The sequence below is a fragment of the Streptosporangium sp. NPDC023963 genome (genome assembly GCF_040639135.1).
Classification (GTDB): Bacteria; Actinomycetota; Actinomycetes; order Streptosporangiales; family Streptosporangiaceae; genus Streptosporangium.
Window position 1 is genome coordinate 302,496 of record NZ_JBEZZK010000002.1, and the last position, 20,179, is coordinate 322,674.

Sequence of the window (20,179 nt, forward strand, 5' to 3'; positions counted from 1 at the left end):
GCGGGATCGCGGGCCGGTGGTGTGACGCCGCTAGCCTGGGAAAGTGATCGTTGGTATCGGCGTCGACGTCGTGGACACGGCCAGGTTCGAGGCGACGCTGGCGCGGACGCCCGCGCTGCGGGGCCGGCTGTTCACCGAGGGGGAGAGCGCGCTGGGCACGGCCTCCCTGGCCGCCAGGTTCGCGGCCAAGGAGGCCGTCGCCAAGGCCCTGGGCGCGCCTCCCGGGCTGCGGCACCTGGACGCCGAGGTGATCGGCGGGGAGCACGGGCGGCCCGAACTGCGGGTGACCGGGCGGGCGGCGGAGGTCGCCGGGGCGCTGGGCGTGACCCGGTGGCACATCTCCCTGAGCCATGACGGGGGCGTCGCCATCGCCTATGTGATCGCCGAGGGATAGATTCGGTGGAATGCGGATCGCGTACACCTCCGACCAGATCAGGGCGGCCGAGGCGGCGCTGATGGCGACGCTGCCCGAGGGCGCCCTGATGGAGCGGGCCGCCACCGGGCTCGCGGTGGTCTGCGCCAGGATGCTCGGCGGTGTGTACGGCTCCCGCGTCGTGCTGCTCGTCGGCGGCGGCGACAACGGCGGCGACGCCCTGTACGCCGGGGCCCGCCTGGCGGCCAGGGGGGCCAGGGTCGACGCGATCCTCGCAGGGACGCGCGTCCACGCCGCGGGCCTGGCGGCCCTGCGCCGCGCGGGCGGCCGGGTGACCGGCCCGCACCCCGATCACGGCCCCGCGGAAGACCCGGCGGGAGCGCGCGTCCGCGATCTGCTCGGCGCGGCGGACCTGATCGTGGACGGGATGCTCGGGATCGGCGGGACCGGGGCGCTCAGGGAGCCGTACGCGACCCTGGCCGGGCTCGCGAACGACGCGCCCGGCGAGGTCCTCGCGGTGGACGTGCCGAGCGGCGTGGACGCGAGCAGCGGCCGGGTGGAGGGCCCCGCGGTCCTCGCGGACGCCACCGTCACGTTCGGGGCGTGGAAGATCGGGCTGCTCGTCGATCCCGGCTCCGGGCACGCGGGCCGGACGGAACTCGTCGACATCGGCCTCGGCCCCCACCTGCCCGACCCCGACGCGGCCGTGCCGACGGACGCCGACGTGGCCGCGCTGCTGCCCAGGCCCGGCGCGTCGTCCGACAAGTACCGCAGGGGCGTCGTCGGGATCGCGGCCGGCAGCGAGCGCTACACCGGCGCCGCGGTGCTGGCCGTGGGCGGGGCGCTGCGGGCCGGGGTGGGCATGGTCCGCTACGCGGGGGTGGCGGAGCCGGTGGCCCAGGTGCGGGCCCGCTGGCCCGAGGCCGTGATCACCACGCTCGCGCCGGGCGAGGGGGTCGGGGAGGTGGGCCGCGTACAGGCGTGGGTGCTCGGCCCCGGCCTCGGCACCGGCGACGAGGCGCGCGCCATCGCCCGCTCGGTGCTGTCGAGCGAGGTACCCGTGCTCGTCGACGCCGACGCGCTGACCCTGGCGGCCCAGGACAGGTCCCTGCTCCGCCGGGGCGCGCCGGTGCTGATCACCCCGCACGCGGGCGAGCTCTCCCGCCTGATCGGCGTGCCGAGGGAGCGGATCGAGGCGCGGCGCCTGGAGAACGTGCGCAGGGCGGCGGCGGAGCTGGGCGTGACGGTGCTGCTCAAGGGCTCGACCACGCTGGTCGCCGAGGACGGGCGGCCGGTCAGGATCAACCCCACCGGCAGCCCCTGGCTCGCGACCGGCGGCACCGGCGACGTGCTGGCCGGCCTGGCGGGCGCGCTGCTGGCCGCCGGGCTGAGCGGGTACGACGCGGCCTCCTGCGCCGCCTACCTGCACGGGATCGCCGGTCGGGAAGGCCCTCTCACCGCCTGGGACGTCGCCGAGGCACTGCCGGAGACGGTTCGTTCCCTGGTCAACGGCCCCCGGCACATCGGCTCACCTGCCAAACTGGGGTCATGAGTTTCCCGATGACTCCCGCCGAGGCACGGGTGGACCTCTCGGCGATCCGTGAGAACCTGGCGCTGCTCGCGAGCCACGCGCCCGGCGCCGAGATGATGGTCGCGGTCAAGGCCGACGCCTACGGGCACGGGCTGGTCCCCGTCGCGCGCGCCTGCCTGGAGGCCGGGGCGGGACGGCTGGGCACCGCCTACGTCCGCGAGGCCCTGGAGCTGCGGGCCGCCGGGATCACCGCGCCGATCCTGGCGTGGATCATCCCGCCGGGCGAGCCGCTGGAGCAGGCCGTCGGGCACGGCGTCGAGCTGTCGGCGGGCTCCGTCGCGACGGTCGACGCGATCGCCGGCGCCGCCGCCGGGGCCGGCCGCACGGCCGGGGTGCACCTGAAGGCCGACACCGGCATGTCGCGCGGCGGCGCGGCGGCGGCGGACTGGTCGGCCCTGGTCGAGCGGGCGCTGCGGCACCGGGCCGAGGGCACGATCGAGATCGTCGGGCTCTGGTCCCACTTCGCCTGCGCCGACATCCCGGGAGACCCGTCCATCGCCGCCCAGCTGGCCGCCTTCGAGGAGGCGCTGCTCATCGCGGAGAAGGCGGGCGCGGGCGGCTCCCACGTCATCAGGCACATCGCCAACTCGGCGGCCATCCTGACGCTGCCGCAGGCGCGCTACGACCTGGTCCGCCCGGGGATCGCGGCCTTCGGGCTGAGCCCGGTGCCCGGGCTCGGAGACTTCGGGCTGCGCCCGGCGATGACGCTCACCGCGCGGATCGCGCTGGTCAAGCGGGTTCCCGCCGGAACGGGCGTGTCCTACGGGCACCTGTACGTCACGGATCGGGAAACGACGCTTGGCCTCGTCCCGCTCGGGTATGCGGACGGGGTTCTGCGGCACGCCACCAACCTGGCGGAGGTGCTGGCCGGTGGCCGCAGGCGGCGGATCGCGGGCAGGGTCTGCATGGACCAGTTCATGATCGACGTAGGGGACGACCCGTTGGCGGAAGGTGACGAGGTGATCCTGTTCGGTGACGGCTCGCGAGGTGAGCCCACCGCTCAGGAGTGGGCGGATTCCCTCGGCACGATCACGCATGAGATCGTGACCAGGATCGGTTCGCGGGTCCCGCGCGTTTACCGGTGAAAGGCAGCTCAGGGGGTCGCATGAGTAGTACCAGACGGCGCAGGGTCGGTATCGCGGGCGCGATCGTCGGTGTCGCGTCGGCGGGAGTGGCCGCCGGCGCCCTCGCCAAGCGGTACGCCGTCGGACGCATCAGGCTCCGCCCGGACCTGGAGGCGAGCGAGCCGCTCGGAGAGCTGCGCGGCCGCCCCACCACGGTCACCACCTCCGACGGTGTTCCCCTGTACGCCGAGGTCGACGGGCAGGAGGAGGCCCCGCTGACCGTGGTGTTCTGCCACGGCTACACGCTCAACCTCGACTCCTGGCACTACCAGCGGCGCGACCTGGGCGGCACGCACCGCCTGGTCCTGTGGGACCAGCGCTCCCACGGCCGCTCGCCGCGCATCCCGATGAAGGACTGCTCGATCGACCGGCTCGGCGACGACCTGGCCGAGGTCATCGAGGCGCTGGTGCCCGGCCCGTGCGTGCTCGTCGGCCACTCCATGGGCGGCATGACGGTCATGGCGCTGGCCGACCGGCATCCGGAGCTGTTCGGCGACAAGATCAGGGGCGTCGCGCTGATCTCCACCTCCACCGGCAAGCTCGGCGAGATCTCCCTGGGCCTGCCCGCGCTGCTGTCGAAGGCGGTGCACAGGGTCACGCCGGGCACGGTGTCGATCCTGAGGCGCGGCGGCTCGCTGGTCGACAAGAGCCGCCAGGTCGGCAACGACGTGGCCTTCCTCGCCCTGCGCCACCTGGGTTTCGGCGACTCCAGGAACGTCAGCCCCACGGTCGTCGACTTCGCCGAGTCGATGATCCGATCCACCCCCTTCGAGGTGATCGCCGAGTTCTACCCGGCGCTGATGTCGCACGACAAGCTGAGCGCGCTGCGCGTGCTGGACCAGGTCCCGACCTCCATCATGGTCGGTGACAAGGACTGGCTGACGCCCGTCGAGCACAGCAGGGCGATGGCGGCGGCACTGCCGAGCGCCCGGTTCACCGAGATCGCGGAAAGTTCGCACCTGGTCCAGCTGGAGCGGCCTACCGTGGTCAACGAAGCCCTGCACGAGCTGCTCAAGCGGGTGGACGCGGGCGACGACGCCGACGCCGCCGACGCCGGTGACATGGGCCGGTGAGCCGGGGGCACGCGCACGGCGTACGGTGAGCCCGAGGTCCGGCCGAACCGGGCCCCGGGGTTCGAGAGGGCGCCGCACGGCGCCACGGGGGTCGACGGACCCCGAGAAGCGCGGTGGGACACCCGAAAAACGCGGTGGGACACCGAGAGGCATCGACAGGAGTGACGAAGCGGTGAGAATCGTGGCGACCGCCGAGGAGATGCGGGAGCTGGGCGAGGAGCTGGCGGCGCTGCTGCGCCCCGGAGACCTGGCGGTGCTGTCGGGCCCGCTCGGCGCGGGCAAGACGACCCTGGTGCAGGGGATGGCCGAGGGGCTCAAGGTGCGCGGCCCGATCACCTCGCCGACCTTCGTCATCGCCCGGGTGCATCCCTCGCTCGCGGGAGGCCCGCCCCTGGTCCACGTCGACGCCTACCGCCTCGGGGGCGACCTGGAGGTCGACGACCTGGACCTGGACGCCTCGCTGGAGGAGTCGGTGACGGTCGTGGAGTGGGGCGAGGGCCTGGTGGAAGGGCTCGCCGACGACCGGCTGGAGATCCTCATCGGCAGGGGCGCGTCCGGCGAGCCGGGCGAGGAACGGACCGTGACCCTCCGGGGGGTCGGGCCGCGTTGGCACGGCGTCATCTGAACGGTGTCCACTGATGTGCCTACGAAGCCGGGGAAATCCTGGCACGCTGGCACTACGCACCATTGGTCTAGATCGTCAGGCCTGATGATCGACTCTGGCGGGTTTGCCCATGTTTAATGGGGAACAGGTGGGAAATCGTGCCGGGCGAGGGTCGTCGGCCGGAGGGCGAAGTGGAGTTCGACGGTGCCAAGCGTCAAGCGTGTCGCGGTTCTGGGAGCCATCGTCCTTTTCGGACTGGTCGGGTGCTCGGCGGGCGCCGAATCGGCCAGCCCCACGGGCACTCCCACTCCAACCCTGCCTGATTCCGGCATCAGCCGGCAGGACATCGAGGTCCAGCTCCAGCCGGCCCGCGCCAAGGCCGGGCAGAAGGTGTGGGTCCTCGCGAACTGCCCGATCCCGCAGGGCGGTCCCGAGCATCGCGGTACCGCGTCCTCCCGGATCTTCCGCACCCCGGTGACCCTCGACCCGATCCTCGCGACGCCCACGCCCGACCCCGCCTCGACCGCGACCCCGACGCCGCGCCCGTGGGTCCGTGGCCAGGCCACCGTCGCCGTGGGCACCGCCGCCGGGGTCCACGAGGTCAACGCCAGGTGCGAGGGGACCAACGACACCGGCAGCGCCAACCTCAGGATCGTGCCCGACACCGAGCCGAGCCCCACCCCCACCGACCCCACCTCCAGGCCGACCCGGACGATCATCAGCACCGAGGCGCCGGGTACGGGCGGTGGCGGCACCGCGGCCGGAGGTCCCGGCGACTCGGGTGCCCCGATCGGCACGACCGGTGTCCTGCTCGCCCTCGCCCTGGCGGGCGGCATCGGCATCGCGGTCGTGCGTCGCCGCCGTTCGTAGTCCCCGATGGCCGATTCCACCCGCTGGTCCAGGATCGTCCTGGCCGGAGTGATCACCGGTGTCGTCATGGTCGCGTTCGGCAACAGGGGCGGCGACGTCGAGGAGGAGAAGGCGCCCGCCCGCACCTCGATCGTGCCCAGCCGCATCGACATCCCGTCCCTGGGGATCAAGGCGCCCCTGATGAAGCTCGGCGTGACGGACGGCCGGGTCGATCTGCCGCCGTACGAGAAGCCGAACGTCGCGGGGTGGGTCAAGGACAGCGCGGTCCCCGGCGACGAGGGTTCCGCGGTGATCCTCGGGCACGTGGACACCAAGACCGCGCCCGCGGTCTTCTACAAGCTCAAGGACATGCGGGAGGGGCAGGTCATCAAGGTCGTGCGCAGCGACGGCAAGGTGGCCCAGTACCGGGTGGACACGATCGAGCAGATCAGCAAGCACCGGTTCCCCGCCGACAAGGTCTATCTCGAGGACGGCCTGCGGCTGATCACCTGCGGCGGGGACTTCGACTGGGACAGCAACGAGTACGAGGACAACCTCATCGTCTACGCCACCCTGGTCAAGACCTGAGTCGTTACGCCTGTCCGCGCGGCTCACTCGGGGGGAGTGCCCCTGAGCCCTCGCGGGACGGGATAGGCTAACTGTTCGTGCTGGTCCTGGCCTTTGACACCGCCACCCCCGCCGTCACCGCAGCTCTGCACGACGGTGAGAGGGTCCTCGCCGAGTCGACGACGGTCGACGCGCGCCGTCACGGCGAGCTGCTCGTCCCCACGATCGAGACGGTCCTCCGGGAGGCCGGAGCCTCGCTCGGCGACGTCACCGCCGTCGTCGCGGGCTCGGGCCCTGGCCCCTACACCGGGCTCAGGGTCGGTCTGGTGACCGCCCAGGCCCTCGCCACGACGCTGGGCGTCCCGGCGTACGGCGTGTGCACCCTCGACGCGCTCGCGTACGGCAGTGAGCTGGCCGAGCCGTTCCTGGTGGCCACCGACGCCCGGCGCAAGGAGGTGTTCTGGGGCCACTACCGGGACGCGCGCACCCGGCTGTCGGGCCCCGCCGTGGACCGGCCCCAGGATCTGCCCGGGGAGCTCCCGCTGGCCGGCGCGGGCGCGCGGATGTACGCCGAGGTCGTCGGCGCCTCCCGGCTCCTCGACGTGCCGGAGTACCCCCACGCGGGCGCGATGGCGGCGCTCGCCGCCGGACTGCTCGGCGAGCCGGGCGTCCGCGAGGCCGTGGAGAGCGGCACCCACCCCGTGCTCGGCCCGCCCCGCCCGATCTACCTGCGCCGCCCCGACGCCAAGGAACCCTCGGCGCCCAAGAGGGTCACGGCATGACCGCCGTGCTGCGCCGGATGACCGTCGACGACCTGCCCTCGGTCATGGAGGTGGAGCGGAAGACCTTTCCCGCCGACGCCTGGAGCGAGGGCATGCTCCGCGGCGAGCTCGACGACCAGCCGAGGACGAGGCACTACGTGGTGGCCCTGGTCGACGGTGTGATCGTCGGCTACGCGGGCCTCGCCGCGGCGGGGGACCAGGCCGACGTGCAGACCATCGCCGTGCTGGCCGAGTGGCGCAGGACCGGCGTCGGCGGCGCCATGCTGACCGAGCTGCTGGCCGAGGCCGCCCGCCGGGGCGCCGTGTCGGTCTTCCTCGAGGTGCGCGCCGACAACCCGGACGCGCAGGCCGTCTACGACAGGTTCGGGTTCGAGCGGATCGGCCTGCGCCGCCGCTACTACGAGGACGGCACTGACGCGATCATGATGAGGAAGGATCTCCATGCGTGACGAACCGGTGGTCCTGGGAATCGAGACCTCCTGCGACGAGACGGGGATCGGCATCGTCAGGGGGCACACCATGCTGGCCAACGCCATCGCCTCCAGCGTCGAGCAGCACGCCCGCTTCGGCGGGGTGGTGCCCGAGGTCGCCTCCAGGGCGCACCTGGAGGCGATGACCCCGACCGTCGAGCTGGCACTGGGGCGGGCGGGGCTGCGCCTCGCCGACGTCGACGCGATCGCGGTCACGGCCGGGCCCGGCCTGTCCGGGGCGCTGCTGGTCGGCGTCGCCGCGGCCAAGGCGTACTCGCTGGGCCTGGGCGTGCCGCTGTACGGCGTCAACCACCTGGCCGCCCACGTCGCGGTCGACCAGCTGGAGCACGGGGCCCTGCCCAAGCCCTGCATCGCCCTGCTGGTCTCCGGCGGGCACTCGTCCCTGCTGCTGGTGCCCGACGTCGCCAGGGACGTCGTCTCGCTGGGGTCCACGGTGGACGACGCCGCGGGCGAGGCGTTCGACAAGGTGGCCAGGGTGCTCGGCCTGCCGTTCCCCGGCGGGCCGCACATCGACAGGGCGGCCCGTGAGGGTTCCGGCGCGGCCATCGCGTTCCCGCGCGGCAAGTACGACGACGGGACGCTCGACTTCTCCTTCTCCGGTCTGAAGACGGCCGTGGCCCGGTGGGTGGAGGCCAGGGAGAAGGAGGGCGGGCGGGTCCACGTGCCCGACGTGGCGGCCTCGTTCCAGGAGGCCGTCGTCGACGTGCTGACCCGCAAGGCGCTGCGCGCGTGCGCCAAGTACGACGTCCAGGACCTGCTGATCGGCGGCGGGGTGGCGGCCAACTCCCGGCTGCGCGCGATGGCCCAGGAGCGCTGTGACGCGGCCGGGGTCCGGCTGCGGGTTCCCAGCCCCGGGCTGTGCACGGACAACGGCGCCATGGTGGCGGCCCTGGGGTCCGACCTGGTGGCGGCCGGCATCGCGCCGTCGCGGCTGGACATCCCCGCCGACTCCTCGATGCCCATCACGACCGTCCACGTCTGACGGGCCCGGCCCGCGCCCGCGGGTGTCGCCGTCGCGCGTGGAGCCGATGACTTCCACGGTCCACGCCCGCGGGTGTCGCCGGGCCGGGGGGGGTGCGCCGTTCGCGCGTGCCCGCCCGGCCGTCGGGCGGCGGCTGTGCGGCCCTTCCCCGCGGGGTGCCCCAGGCGGAGTGCCCCAGGCGGAGTGCCTGTGCGGGTCCTTCCCTGCGGGTGTCCTAGGCGGAGTGCAGGGCCAGCACCGGGTAGTCGGTGTAGCCGCGGTGGTCGCCCCCGAAGGCCGAGCTGAGGTCGGCCTGGTTGAGCTCGGCGCCGAGGCGCAGGCGGAGCGGCAGGTCGGGGTTGGCGAGGAACGACTGGCCCAGCGAGACCAGGTGGGCGCCGCGCTCCAGCCAGTGCGCGGTCCGGGCCGACGGGTCGCCGATCGACGGGTCGTTGACGATCAGGGCGTTCGGCCAGGACTTGAGGATCTCCTGGTTGACGTCGTCGGAGGGACCGGCCACCAGGTGCAGGTAGGCGAGGTCGAGCCCGGCGAGCTCGGAGACCAGCGCCGGGTAGACCTCGTGCAGGTCGTCCTCGACCAGGTCCCCCGCGCCGTTGCCGGGCGAGAGCCGGATGCCGACCCGGGAGGCGCCGATCCGGTCGGCGGCCGCCCGCGCGACCTCCACGCCGAAGCGGATCCTGTTGGCCACCGAACCGCCGAAGTGGTCCTCGCGCAGGTTGGCGTTCCGCGACAGGAACTGGTGGATGAGATAGCCGTTGGCGCCGTGCAGCTCGATCCCGTCGAAGCCCGCGTCCACGGCGCGCTCGGCGGCGTCGGCGAAGTCCTGGACGGTCGCCTCCACCTGGGCGGTCGTCAGCTCGATCGGGATCTGGTAGTCCTGCAGGCCCGACGGCGTGAAGATCTGGCCCGCCGGTCGCACGGCGGACGGCCCGACGGGCAGCGCGCCGGTGTTGTCGGGGTGGCCGATCCGGCCGGAGTGCATGATCTGGGCGAAGATCCTGCCGCCCGCCGCGTGGACGGAGTCGGTGACCTCGCGCCACCCGGCCACCTGCTCGTCGCTGTGCAGCCCGGGGGTGTTCATGTAGCCCTTCCCCGCCTGGCTGGGTTGCACCCCCTCGGTGATGATCAAGCCCGCGGAGGCCCGCTGCGCGTAGTAGAGGGCGGTCAGCGACGAGGGGATCCCGTCGACGTAGGACCGTGACCGGGTCATGGGCGCCATCACCAGCCGGTTGGGCAGCTGGAGACCGGCGAGCGAGAACGGTGAGAAAGGCATGACGACTCCTTTGTTGGCTGGCCAACTTGGCTAGCCAATAAGCAGTTCTACAACTTGGTCGGCCAACATGCAAGCGGTAGTGTCGGGGGGAACGGAAGGACCTGACATGGCGGAGCCGCTGATCGACGAAGAGCGCGACGCGACCGGCGAGCGCGCCGCGGCCCGTGAGAGCGCCGCGGACGGGGACCCGGCCGGGGCGCGCGGCGCCGCCCCGGGCTGCGGTGAGTACGACAGCGATCTCAACTGCCTGATGGCCAACGCGACTCGCGGCCACCGCGTGCTGCTGGCCAGCCTCCTCGGGGAGATCGACCTCTACCCGGGCCAGGAGCGTGTGATGGGCGCCCTGTGGGACAACGGCCCCCAGTCGCAGAACGGCCTGGCGAGAATCGTCGGCATCGACGTCTCCACCATGACCAAGACCCTGCAGCGTCTGGAGCGCAGCGGGTTCGTCAGCCGCAGGCCCGATCCCGCCAACCGGCGGATCAGCATCGTCGACGTCACGCCCAGGGGGCACGCGCTCCGCCCCGAGGTGGACCGGGTCCTCGCCGAGATGCACCGCCGGATGACCCAGGGGCTGACGGCCGAGCAGACCGACGAGCTGTTGACCCTGCTCTCCGTGGTCAGGAACAACCTGTGCCCCGAGGCGAGGGTCGTGGAGGGCCTGGAGGGTCACCCGGCCGATGTCGCGCGCGACGGCTGACGGCGTCCGTACGGGACCCGGGCCGGCCGGTGGGGGCGGGGCGCGACCGAGGCGAGGCCCGCCCGCAGGTCAGTCCTGGTCGGCCCTGGTGGGGCGGAGCAGCGCCTCGGCGAGGGCCAGCATGGTCTCCTCCAGGGCGCCCAGGCGGCGGGTGAGGTCGGTGTGCGCGGGCTCCACGGTCTCGCTCAGCGCCTCGGAGAGCTGGTCGCGGTCGGGCAGGGCGCGAAGCGTCTCGGCCAGCGGGGCCAGCGCGGCCTCGGCCCGGATGACGCGCTCGTCCAGGGAGTCGAAGCGCTCGCGCTGCTCGTCGGTCTGAACGCCGATGAGCGCGCCGACGCCGAGGACGGCGGGCAGGACCTCCAGGCGCTCGTCCAGGCTCTCCAGGCGCTCGGCGGACTTCTCCGCGTGCCCGTCCAGCGTGGACAGCCGGGAGTCGATGACGTCCATCCGGCCGGTGAGGCGGCCCTCGATGTCGTCGAGGCGCTCGTCGAGGGTGTCGAAGCGGCCACCGGCCGCCATGCGATGGCCGTCCAGCCGGTCGATGCGGCTGTCGATGCGGTTCTCGACGGCGGCGGCGCGCTCGTCGATCCTGGGCACGACCAGGTCGACCCTGGCACCCACCTGCTCGACCCTGCCGCTCACCAGGTCCACCTTGCCGTTGACCTGCTCGACGGCGGCCAGCATCCGGTCGGCGGCGGTGCCGACGGCCTGCTGGAGGCTCGCCGACAGGTCGAGCATCCCCGCCTCGATACGCCCGGTGCGCTGGGAGAGGTCGGCCAGGGCCCTGTCCAGGCGGCCGAACCGGTGCGCCGCGATGCCCATGTCGGCCTGGAGCCTGCCGAGGTGCTCGGCCAGCTGCCGCACCTGCTCGTCGAGGCCCAGGGTGCCCTCCGAGATCGCCCGCAGGCGGGTGAGCGCCTCGTCCACGCTCTCGCCCACGGTGCCGAGGTCGGTCCACAGGCTCGGCAGCTCGCCGAGGGGGGTGACCCGGTCGCGGACGGTCTCGACCCGGCGGCCGAGGGAGTCGACCCGCTCGCCGACGGCGTCGACGTGGTCACGCACCGCCTCGACGTGCTGGGCCAGGCCCTCGGCCCAGGAGGGCGGTTTGGCGGCGATGTCGTCCAGGCGCCCGTGGACGGACTCCAGCGTGCCGTTCAGCCCGCCGATCTCGCGCTCCCTGACCTCGCGCAGCAGCCACTCCATGCCCTCCAGGCGCTGCCGGATCTCGTCGAGCACCGCGCCCTGGGTCCGCTGCTCGTAGACGTGGTCCTGCGCCGCGCGGGCGAGGAGCTCGCGCATCCGGTCGGAGATGGCGGTCTGGCTGCCTGCCTGGAGCAGGGTGTGGTCGGAGTGATCCACCGAGAGCTCCTTCACTCGCCGACGCTCAGCCGCGCGGTTGGATTTGATGGGATTTGCCGATGAACGATATGAAACCGCAGGCGAGAGAGAACTCCCGCCTGGCAACCTTAGCCTCTGGATCAAGGTTTTCCGGCAGCGAGATTAAAAGAGAGGAATTGCCGGTTGGCTGGAAGAATTGACTATTTTGGCTGGTCAAACAGTGCTTACTGCGGCTGGTCGAACGGGTTCGATCCGGCCGGTCAGCCGGGGCCGCACACGAAGGCGAATGGCCGGTCGCCGATTCGGGTGAGAATGACGACCGCGGATTCCTCACCGGAAAGCCGGAGCTCTTTCCTGAGGCGGTCGACGTCCACCGCGGAGCCGCGCTTCTTGATCGTCACATTGCCCGCGCCGCGCTCGCGGAGCGCCGCCCGCAGCCGCTTGAGCGAGAACGGCAGCGTCTCGTGGACCTCGTACCGGGACGCCCACGGCGTCGGCGTCGCGGCGTCGCCGGTGATGTAGGCGATCTGCGGGTCGAGCAGGCGCCCGCCGACCGACGCGGCGATCTCCGCCACCAGGTGGGCGCGGATCGCCGCGCCGTCCGGCTCGTAGATGTAGCGGCCGGCGGGGCCGGTGGCGGGATCGCCGAGGGCGGGATCGGGCGTCATCGTGTCGCCCGACGGCAGGATCGTCGCCCTGCGCGCCGTCCCGCCCGCCAGCGCGCCGCACCAGATCACGGCCTCCTTGACGTCGCCCTTGTACGAGACCCACTCGGCCTCCGCGCCCTCGGGGACGAACTCGTACGGGATCCCGGGGGCGACCTTCAGGCAGGCGGCCCCGGCCCGGGCCACCATCTCCAGCACGGCGGGCCAGGGCGGCGAGTAGCCCATCGGGTCGAAGGTCCTGCCCCGCGCCGTACGGCGCGCCGGGTCGGCGAACAGGACGTCGAAGGCGGCCGGGTCCAGGGTGGAGGCGTCGGCGGCGCGGACCGAGACCCGGTCGCCGAAGCCCAGGGCGTCCGCGTTGGCCTGGGCGATCGCCGCGGTGAGCGGGTCGGCGTCGACGGCCTCGACCGAGCACCCGGCCCTGGCCAGGGCGAGGAGGTCGCCGCCGATGCCGCAGCAGACGTCGGCGACCCGCGAGCCCGCGGGGACGCGCCGCGCCCGATGGTCGGCGACCTCCCGGCGGGTGGCCTGCTCCAGGCCCGTCCGGGTGAAGTACATGAGATCGGCGTCGGCCCCGAACTTCTCCCTGGCGCGCAGCCGGAGCGTGGCCTGCGTGAACGCCGCCGAGGTCAGGTCCGCGTCGTAGGTCTTCCTCAGCCTGGTCACCGCCGCCACCGGGTCGTCGCCGGCGATCCCGGCCGCCGCGCCCAGGGCCTCCTGGCCGCGCGGGGTCAGGAGTTCCCGGAATGCGTCGAGATTCACACCAGCCGACGCTACCGCCTCGGCCGTAGGGCTTCGCGAGGGGCTTCCACCTGGCTTGACGTTCGCGTGAAGCGCAGAAGAGGTGCTTCGTGTTGACTGTCAAGGCCACCTTGCATACTGTTCCGTATTGGCACTCTCCCGGTGAGAGTGCCAAATACATGCGACGAGGCAGGTCTGACACCCGCGACGGCAGACCGCTGGTCGCCTCTTCTAGATCATTCAAATCTGAAGGGGAGGTCCGACGTGACGACCGCCACCAAGGTTCCCGTTAAGCCGCTCGGCGACCGCATTGTGGTCCAGCCGCTTGAGGCCGAGCAGACCACCGCTTCCGGTCTGGTCATCCCGGACACCGCCAAGGAGAAGCCGCAAGAGGGCAAGGTCCTCGCGGTGGGCCCCGGCAACTGGGATGAGGACGGCGAGAAGCGGATTCCGCTCGACGTCAAGGAGGGCGACGTGGTCCTCTACAGCAAGTACGGCGGCACCGAGGTGAAGTACAACGGCGAGGAGTATCTCGTGCTCTCCGCTCGTGACGTGCTCGCCATCATCGAGAAGTAGTTCTCGCTTCACAAAGATGACGTATCGAGCCCCGGGTCGCGAGAGCGCCCGGGGCTTTGATGCGCCGACGTACTTATAGAGAGGATTGTCATGCCGAAGATCCTGTCGTTCGAGGAGGACGCGCGCCGAGCTCTCGAGCGCGGCGTGAACGCTCTCGCGGACGCGGTCAAGGTGACGCTGGGCCCGCGTGGCCGCAATGTCGTCATCGACAAGAAGTTCGGTGCGCCCACCATCACCAACGACGGTGTCACCATCGCCCGCGAGGTCGAGCTGGAGACGCCGTACGAGAACCTGGGCGCCCAGCTGGCCAAGGAAGTGGCGACCAAGACCAACGACGTCGCCGGTGACGGCACCACCACCGCGACCGTCCTGGCCCAGGCCATGGTCCGCGAGGGCCTGCGCAACGTGGCCGCCGGAGCGCAGCCGCTCTCCCTCAAGCGCGGCATCGACATCGCGGCCAAGGCCGTCAGCGACCGGCTGATCGAGTCGGCCCGCCCGGTCGAGGACAAGAAGGAGATCGCGAACGTCGCGACGATCTCCGCGCAGGACGCCAGGATCGGCGAGCTGATCGCCGAGGCGTTCGACAAGGTGGGCAAGGACGGTGTCATCACCGTCGAAGAGTCCAACAGCATGGGCCTGGAGCTCGAGTTCACCGAGGGCCTCCAGTTCGACAAGGGTTACCTGTCGCCCTACATGGTGACCGACCAGGAGCGCATGGAGGCGATCCTGGAGGACCCCTACATCCTGATCACCCAGGGCAAGATCGGCTCGGTCTCGGACTTCCTGCCGCTGCTCGAGAAGATCGCGCAGACGAAGAAGGCCCTGCTGGTCATCGCCGAGGACGTCGAGGGCGAGGCTCTCGCGGTCCTCGTCACGAACAAGATCCGTGGCACCTTCACCTCCGTCGCCGTCAAGGCTCCGGGCTTCGGCGACCGCCGCAAGGCCATGCTGCAGGACATCGCCATCCTCACCGGTGGCCAGGTCGTCAGCGAGGAGATCGGCCTCAAGCTGGAGCACGTCGGCCTGGAGGTGCTGGGCACCGCCCGGCGCGTCGTCATCACCAAGGACTCCACCACCGTCGTCGACGGTGCCGGTGAGGCCGCGGCGATCGCCGACCGCGTCAAGGAGATCAAGCTCGCCATCGAGCAGTCCGACTCCGACTGGGACCGCGAGAAGCTCCAGGAGCGCCTCGCCAAGCTCTCCGGCGGCGTCTGCGTGCTCAAGGTCGGCGCGGCCACCGAGGTGGAGCTCAAGGAGAAGAAGCACCGCCTGGAGGACGCCATCTCGGCGACGCGCGCGGCGATCGAGGAGGGCATCGTCTCCGGCGGTGGCTCCGCGCTCATCCACGTCTCCAAGGTCCTCGACGACCTGGGCCTGACCGGCGACGAGGCGACCGGTGTCTCCATCGTCCGCAAGGCGCTCGTCGAGCCGGCCCGCTGGATCGCGGAGAACGCCGGTCTCGAGGGCTACGTCGTGACGGCGAAGGTCACCGAGCTGCCCGTCGGCCAGGGCTTCAACGCCGCCACCGGCGAGTACGGCGACCTGATCGCCCAGGGCGTCATCGACCCGGTCAAGGTCACCCGCTCGGCCGTCCAGAACGCCGCCTCCATCGCCGGCATGCTGCTGACGACCGAGGCCCTCGTGGTGGACAAGCCCGAGGAGGAGGCCCCGGCCGCCGCCGGCCAGGGTCACGGCCACGGTCACGGCCACTGATCGGTCACTGATCGGTCACTGGACGACCCCCGGTCGGCCCTCGGCCGATCATCGGTTCCGAACGGCTCGCGTCTCCCCGGAGGCGCGAGCCGTTCGCGTTTCGCGGTAAACCGAAAAACGATCTCAAGCGTCGTGCCGGACAGAAGACCAAACGCGGTTCTAGCGAATAGCCGACGTATTTGGCAATCGAATGGAATATTTGCACATTCTGTAGTCGTTGCGGTCGCCGTTCGATTACGCGCCGTTATCTCCGCCTCAATGTGACCAATCCGTAGCCGTTTGCGATGACGACAGTCACTACCAGGGCGGGCATCATGCCTAACGTGACCGAGGGATGCGTCGCCGACGCCAAAAATGGGGTGAGGCTTGCGACGAGGTCTGATGGGGTCGCCCACAGGGATGATCTCAAGGATCTGACGAGCCTCGCCGTTCAGGGGGATCGCACCGCGATCGAATCTCTGATCGCGCAACTGCGGCCGATGGTCGTCCGATATTGCCGTGGTCGTCTGGGCCGGGTTTCCGGTCAGTATCACATCGCGGACGACGTGGCCCAGGAAGTATGCATAGCGGTGCTGTCCGCACTGCCCCGCTACCGCGACATGGGACGCCCGTTCGCGTCCTTCGTCTTCGGCATCGCGTCTCACAAGGTGGCCGACGCGCTGCGCAGCTCCGTACGATCCGCCGTGCCCACCCAGGACCTTCCTGACGGGCCCGACGAGGGTCCGGGGCCGGAGGAGACCGTGGTGCGTTACATCGAGGCCGAACACGCCCGCCGGCTGCTGTCGAGGCTGCCGGACAACCAGCGCGAGCTGCTCATGCTTCGAGTGGTGTCGGGCCTTTCCGCCGAGGAGACCGGTAATGTACTTGGCATGTCACCAGGTGCGGTTCGTGTGGCCCAGCACAGGGCGCTGGCCCGGCTACGAGCGATGGCGGAGCTGGAGTCGATAGCTTGATCGCGGAGCCGTCGAGCAGGGGGCGCGAGCGAAGGCCCGAACCGCGGGGCGGGGCTCGCGACGACCCGGAGCGAGAACGATCATGACAACGGTTCATCCGCGACGTCCGGCTCGGAGATACGGGCCGGACGAGGACCCGGCGGTCGCCGAGACCGACGAACTCCTGGAGGCGCTCTCCGGCAGGAGGCCCGTCTCCGGCTCAGACGCCGCGGTCGCCCTGCTGGCGGCCCTGATCGACGACGTGGATCAGCGGTGTTCCTCGGTGTCGATCACGCCGTCCACGTAACCACGGGCGTATTCCCAGCTCACGTAGTCGGTGGGGTTGGGCTGGTAGGCGGGCTCGTGCACCTGGGGCTGGCCGTTCTCGATCATCTGGCGCAGGTTGCCGCGCAGCAGCTCCCAGTCGAAGTAGTGCTGCTCCCCGCATTCGGGGCAGTCGAGCACCAGGCCGAGCACGCCCTGGGGCTCCAGCAACGAGCGGAAGACCTCCACGTCGGCGAGGTCGGTCATGGCCTCGTCGCGCTCGTCCGTCGTCAGCGGCTCGGGATCGTCGGGATCGCCCAGCGCCGCCGCCGGGTCGTCGGGGTCATCCGCGAACGGATCGCGAGGGACATCGTCGAGCACGATCCCACCTTATGGCCTGGATGTGACAGACAGGTTCCGAACTGCACGAGTAGGACGCTCCGGGGCGGTACGGGCAGGTCAGAGGCTCGGGCCCTCGGCACCCCGGGGCGAGAGGGCCTAGACGAGCCAGCCGCGCCGGGAGGCCTCCACCCCCGCCTGGAACCGGGACTGCGCCCCCAGTTCGGCCATGGCGTCGGCGAACCTGGCGCGCACCGTGCGGACCGAGACGCCCAGCTGCCGGGCGATCATCTCGTCGGGGACACCCTGACCGGCCAGCCGCAGCACCCGGACCACCCCGTCGTCGCGGTGGGTCCCGGGCAGGCGGGCCCCGCGGGCCCACAGCTCCTCGAAGAGCGAGCGCAGCGCGGCCACCACGACCGGAGCCCTGACCAGGTGGAAGTTGTAGGCGTTCTCGGCGAGCGCGCCGCCCCACTGGGCGGGCATGCCCGCGGCGTCGCCCCCCGCGACGAGGAACCAGCTGGGCACCGTGTCGAGGGTGCGCACCTCGGCCCCCGCCCGCTCGAACTGGTCCAGCTTGTCGCGCAGGCCGGGGATCTCCAGGGTGTGCACCGGGATGGTGACCCGGCAGGCGAGCAGGCCGGCGCGCTGGGCGCCGATCCACTGGTCGGCGTAGCGGTGCGCGAAGTCGCTCATCGTCCGCCGGTCGGGGATGCTCGACAGCAGCCTCAGCGGCGGGGCCTGGACCGCCATGCCGATCACGCTCTCGTAGAGCTCGTCGGCGCCTCCGACCAGGTCCACCGGGAACTGGCCGGTCTGGTAGTCGCGGCCGGCGTCGTACTGGTGGATGAAGCCGCGGATCGAGCCGAGCACGGTGTCGATCCGGCGGCTCTCGGCGGCCAGCCGGTCCAGCCGCTCCGCGATCAGATGGCCGAGGGCCGCGGCCGGGTGGCGGGCCAGGTATTCGCCCCCCTGCTCGTCGACCACGCCCAGCCGCACCAGGGTGGCCAGCTCGTGGCCGAGAGGCTCGGGCGAGCGGTTGGTGGCCTGGGCGAGCTCGGCGCAGGTGGCGCGGTGCAGGCGCAGGACCGCGTTGTACAGGGCCGTCTGGGCCGGAGTGAGCCCCAGGCTCTCCAGCGGGTCGGGCAGTGTGGGTGTGTCGGTACTCATCGGCGAGGGACTCCTGCAAGTGACACGAGGGTCTGGCGAGAATAACCCGGCGAATCGTCCCTGTCCGGGCGTTGCTCCTACCGGTATGCCGCCGTGTGCAGCTTCGTGCAATTGCACGTTTGGACATTGCGAGACGAACGCATCGTGACGCACTCTTGACGCAGCGTCGGCGAAGGCGCGGATCACGCCGCCAGCCGGATGCGGAGGGGGGTCCGGTTGGCGTCAAGGCATCTCCGCGCCGATGCCGGTGATCCGGGGGACCGAGCGGGTCACCGACCGCTCGGTCCCCCGCTTTTCCCGGGTCCTCCGGGGGCCCGTCCTTCCTCCGGGCCCCCCGGGGCCCGCCTCTCCCCGGGTTCTGCGCCCCGCCTTTTCCCCCGGGTCCACCGGCTTCGGCGCCAGACTCTAAACTGTGACCCGGGGGTCGGCGCCTTTCCCCGTCATGAGAGCGCCGCGGCAGGAGGATCGCAGATGGCCAAGTTCACCGAGCCGGGGCTCACGTTCGACGACGTGTTGCTGGTTCCCGCGTATTCGGACCTGCAGCCGGGGCAGGCCGACACCACCACGCGGCTGTCGCGGGGCATCACCCTGCGGATCCCGCTGGTCTCCGCGGCGATGGACACGGTGACCGAGGCCCGCATGGCGGTGGCGATGGCCCGCCAGGGCGGCATCGGCGTCCTGCACCGCAACCTGTCGATCGAGGACCAGGCCCAGCAGGCCGACCTCGTCAAGCGCTCCGAGGCCGGGATGGTCACCAACCCGGTCACCTGCTCCCCGGACGAGACGCTGGCCGACGTCGAGCGCCTCTGCGCGACGTACCGGATCTCCGGCGTCCCGGTGACCGACGAGACCGGCGTGCTCGTCGGCATCGTCACCAACCGCGACATGCGCTTCGAGACCGACGAGAACCGTCCGGTGCGCGAGGTCATGACCCCGATGCCGCTGGTCACCGCGCCGGTCGGGGTCTCCACCGACGACGCGTTCGCCCTGCTCAAGCAGAACAAGATCGAGAAGCTTCCGCTGGTCGACGCCGGGGGGCGGCTGCGCGGGCTCATCACCGTCAAGGACTTCACCAAGAGCGAGCAGTATCCCCTCGCCACCAAGGACGCCGACGGCCGGCTCGTCGTGGGGGCGGCCGTCGGCGTCGGCGGCGACGCGGAGAAGCGGGCGATCGCGCTGATCGAGGCCGGGGTCGACGTGATCGTGGTGGACGTCGCGCACGGCCACTCCAAGGGCCTCGCCGACATGATCGCCAAGATCAAGTCCAACAGCCGGGTCGACGTGATCGGCGGCAACATCGCCACCCGCGCGGGCGCCCAGATGCTGGTCGACGCCGGGGTCGACGCGGTCAAGGTCGGTGTCGGGCCCGGCTCCATCTGCACCACCCGCGTGGTCGCCGGTGTCGGCGCCCCGCAGGTGACGGCGATCCACGAGGCCTCGCTGGCCGCCGGCCCCGCCGGGGTCCCGGTGATCGGCGACGGCGGCCTGCAGTATTCGGGCGACATCGTCAAGGCCATCGCGGCCGGGGCCGACACGGTCATGCTCGGTTCCCTCCTGGCGGGCTGCGAGGAGTCCCCGGGTGAGCTGATCTTCATCAACGGCAAGCAGTTCAAGTCGTACCGGGGCATGGGCTCGCTCGGCGCGGTCCGCAACCGCGAGCGCGGCGGCGCCTCCTTCAGCAAGGACCGCTACGCCCAGGGCGACGTCGGCAACGAGGACAAGTTCATCCCCGAGGGCATCGAGGGGCAGGTCCCCTACCGCGGCCCGGTCGCCGCGGTGGCCCACCAGCTCATCGGCGGCCTGCGCCAGGGCATGTGGTACGCCGGGTGCCGCACGGTCGCCGACATGCACGTGCGGTGCGAGCTGATGCCGATCACGGCGGCGGGCCTCAAGGAGAGCCACCCGCACGACATCCAGATGACGGTCGAGGCTCCCAACTACCACGGTCGCTAGGGCGGCCCGCGCCGGGCGCGCGGGCGAACGTGGCGTGCACCGTGCACGCGCGAGACGCCGCGCGCACGGCCGTGCCGCA

At 71.7% G+C, this 20,179-nt stretch carries 21 protein-coding genes; 16 read left to right on the forward strand and 5 right to left on the reverse strand.

What is annotated here, in order from left to right:
• The first annotated feature begins 43 nt into the window (after positions 1-43).
• From AB0F88_RS07520 to tsaD, 10 genes are all read left to right on the forward strand, one after another.
• Positions 44-394: a holo-ACP synthase gene (locus AB0F88_RS07520; protein ID WP_362678482.1), complete on the forward strand. Its 351-nt coding sequence runs from the start codon at positions 44-46 to the stop codon at positions 392-394.
• Between the two features lie 10 nt (positions 395-404).
• On the forward strand, positions 405-1,925 hold the full coding sequence (locus tag AB0F88_RS07525) for an NAD(P)H-hydrate dehydratase (RefSeq protein ID WP_362678485.1): 1,521 nt from the start codon (positions 405-407) through the stop codon (positions 1,923-1,925).
• Positions 1,922-3,049 (forward strand): alanine racemase, encoded by a 1,128-nt coding sequence (alr, locus tag AB0F88_RS07530; RefSeq protein WP_362678488.1) that lies wholly within the window; start codon positions 1,922-1,924, stop codon positions 3,047-3,049. Before AB0F88_RS07525 ends, alr begins: the two co-directional genes overlap by 4 nt.
• Before the next feature lie 20 nt (positions 3,050-3,069).
• On the forward strand, positions 3,070-4,161 hold the full coding sequence (locus AB0F88_RS07535) for an alpha/beta hydrolase (RefSeq protein ID WP_362678491.1): 1,092 nt from the start codon (positions 3,070-3,072) through the stop codon (positions 4,159-4,161).
• Between the two features lie 172 nt (positions 4,162-4,333).
• A complete protein-coding gene (gene tsaE, locus AB0F88_RS07540) occupies positions 4,334-4,786 on the forward strand; it encodes a tRNA (adenosine(37)-N6)-threonylcarbamoyltransferase complex ATPase subunit type 1 TsaE (protein ID WP_362678494.1) in 453 nt (150 codons plus the stop codon).
• Positions 4,787-4,969: 183 nt separating this feature from the next.
• On the forward strand, positions 4,970-5,635 hold the full coding sequence (locus AB0F88_RS07545; protein ID WP_362678497.1) for a hypothetical protein: 666 nt from the start codon (positions 4,970-4,972) through the stop codon (positions 5,633-5,635).
• A 6-nt stretch (positions 5,636-5,641) separates the two neighbouring features.
• Positions 5,642-6,202, forward strand: a complete 561-nt coding sequence (locus tag AB0F88_RS07550) for a class F sortase (RefSeq protein WP_362678500.1) — start codon at positions 5,642-5,644, stop codon at positions 6,200-6,202.
• Positions 6,203-6,279: 77 nt separating this feature from the next.
• Entirely contained in the window at positions 6,280-6,963 is a 684-nt protein-coding gene (gene tsaB / locus AB0F88_RS07555) for a tRNA (adenosine(37)-N6)-threonylcarbamoyltransferase complex dimerization subunit type 1 TsaB (protein WP_362678503.1), read from the forward strand.
• Entirely contained in the window at positions 6,960-7,412 is a 453-nt protein-coding gene (gene rimI, locus AB0F88_RS07560) for a ribosomal protein S18-alanine N-acetyltransferase (protein WP_362678506.1), read from the forward strand. Before tsaB ends, rimI begins: the two co-directional genes overlap by 4 nt.
• Positions 7,405-8,436: a tRNA (adenosine(37)-N6)-threonylcarbamoyltransferase complex transferase subunit TsaD gene (gene tsaD / locus AB0F88_RS07565; protein ID WP_362678509.1), complete on the forward strand. Its 1,032-nt coding sequence runs from the start codon at positions 7,405-7,407 to the stop codon at positions 8,434-8,436. The genes rimI and tsaD overlap by 8 nt, the downstream gene beginning before the upstream one ends.
• Positions 8,437-8,650: 214 nt before the next feature.
• Here tsaD and AB0F88_RS07570 read toward each other — a convergent pair whose 3' ends face one another.
• Positions 8,651-9,709: an alkene reductase gene (locus tag AB0F88_RS07570; protein WP_362678512.1), complete on the reverse strand. Its 1,059-nt coding sequence runs from the start codon at positions 9,707-9,709 to the stop codon at positions 8,651-8,653.
• Positions 9,710-9,815: 106 nt separating this feature from the next.
• Here AB0F88_RS07570 and AB0F88_RS07575 point away from each other — a divergent pair, with 106 nt between their 5' ends.
• Positions 9,816-10,409 (forward strand): MarR family transcriptional regulator, encoded by a 594-nt coding sequence (locus tag AB0F88_RS07575; protein WP_362678515.1) that lies wholly within the window; start codon positions 9,816-9,818, stop codon positions 10,407-10,409.
• Between the two features lie 69 nt (positions 10,410-10,478).
• Here AB0F88_RS07575 and AB0F88_RS07580 read toward each other — a convergent pair whose 3' ends face one another.
• Positions 10,479-11,768: a hypothetical protein gene (locus tag AB0F88_RS07580; RefSeq protein WP_362678518.1), complete on the reverse strand. Its 1,290-nt coding sequence runs from the start codon at positions 11,766-11,768 to the stop codon at positions 10,479-10,481.
• A gap of 239 nt (positions 11,769-12,007) precedes the next feature.
• Entirely contained in the window at positions 12,008-13,174 is a 1,167-nt protein-coding gene (locus tag AB0F88_RS07585; RefSeq protein WP_362678521.1) for a class I SAM-dependent methyltransferase, read from the reverse strand.
• 243 nt (positions 13,175-13,417) lie between these two features.
• On the opposite strand from AB0F88_RS07585, the gene groES reads away from it, so the two are divergent.
• The 4 genes from groES to AB0F88_RS07605 all read left to right on the forward strand — a co-directional run bounded on the left by groES (position 13,418) and on the right by AB0F88_RS07605 (position 16,681).
• On the forward strand, positions 13,418-13,729 hold the full coding sequence (gene groES / locus AB0F88_RS07590; protein ID WP_362678524.1) for a co-chaperone GroES: 312 nt from the start codon (positions 13,418-13,420) through the stop codon (positions 13,727-13,729).
• A 90-nt stretch (positions 13,730-13,819) separates the two neighbouring features.
• On the forward strand, positions 13,820-15,442 hold the full coding sequence (gene groL, locus AB0F88_RS07595; protein WP_362678527.1) for a chaperonin GroEL: 1,623 nt from the start codon (positions 13,820-13,822) through the stop codon (positions 15,440-15,442).
• Positions 15,443-15,756: 314 nt separating this feature from the next.
• Positions 15,757-16,395 (forward strand): sigma-70 family RNA polymerase sigma factor, encoded by a 639-nt coding sequence (locus AB0F88_RS07600; protein WP_329090055.1) that lies wholly within the window; start codon positions 15,757-15,759, stop codon positions 16,393-16,395.
• Between the two features lie 82 nt (positions 16,396-16,477).
• Complete coding sequence (locus AB0F88_RS07605) at positions 16,478-16,681, forward strand: anti-sigma-D factor RsdA (RefSeq protein WP_362678531.1); 204 nt, start codon at positions 16,478-16,480, stop codon at positions 16,679-16,681.
• On the opposite strand, the gene AB0F88_RS07610 is transcribed toward AB0F88_RS07605, so the two are convergent.
• Positions 16,642-17,019: a DUF5319 family protein gene (locus AB0F88_RS07610; RefSeq protein WP_326635634.1), complete on the reverse strand. Its 378-nt coding sequence runs from the start codon at positions 17,017-17,019 to the stop codon at positions 16,642-16,644. The two genes, AB0F88_RS07605 and AB0F88_RS07610, sit on opposite strands and share 40 nt — an antisense overlap.
• Before the next feature lie 117 nt (positions 17,020-17,136).
• The gene (locus AB0F88_RS07615; protein ID WP_362678534.1) at positions 17,137-18,147 is read right to left on the reverse strand and encodes a helix-turn-helix transcriptional regulator; all 1,011 of its coding nucleotides are present in this window, start codon (positions 18,145-18,147) and stop codon (positions 17,137-17,139) included.
• A gap of 471 nt (positions 18,148-18,618) precedes the next feature.
• Here AB0F88_RS07615 and guaB point away from each other — a divergent pair, with 471 nt between their 5' ends.
• Positions 18,619-20,100, forward strand: coding sequence for an IMP dehydrogenase (gene guaB, locus AB0F88_RS07620; protein ID WP_362678537.1), 1,482 nt, complete (start codon positions 18,619-18,621; stop codon positions 20,098-20,100).
• Positions 20,101-20,179: the final 79 nt, after the last annotated feature.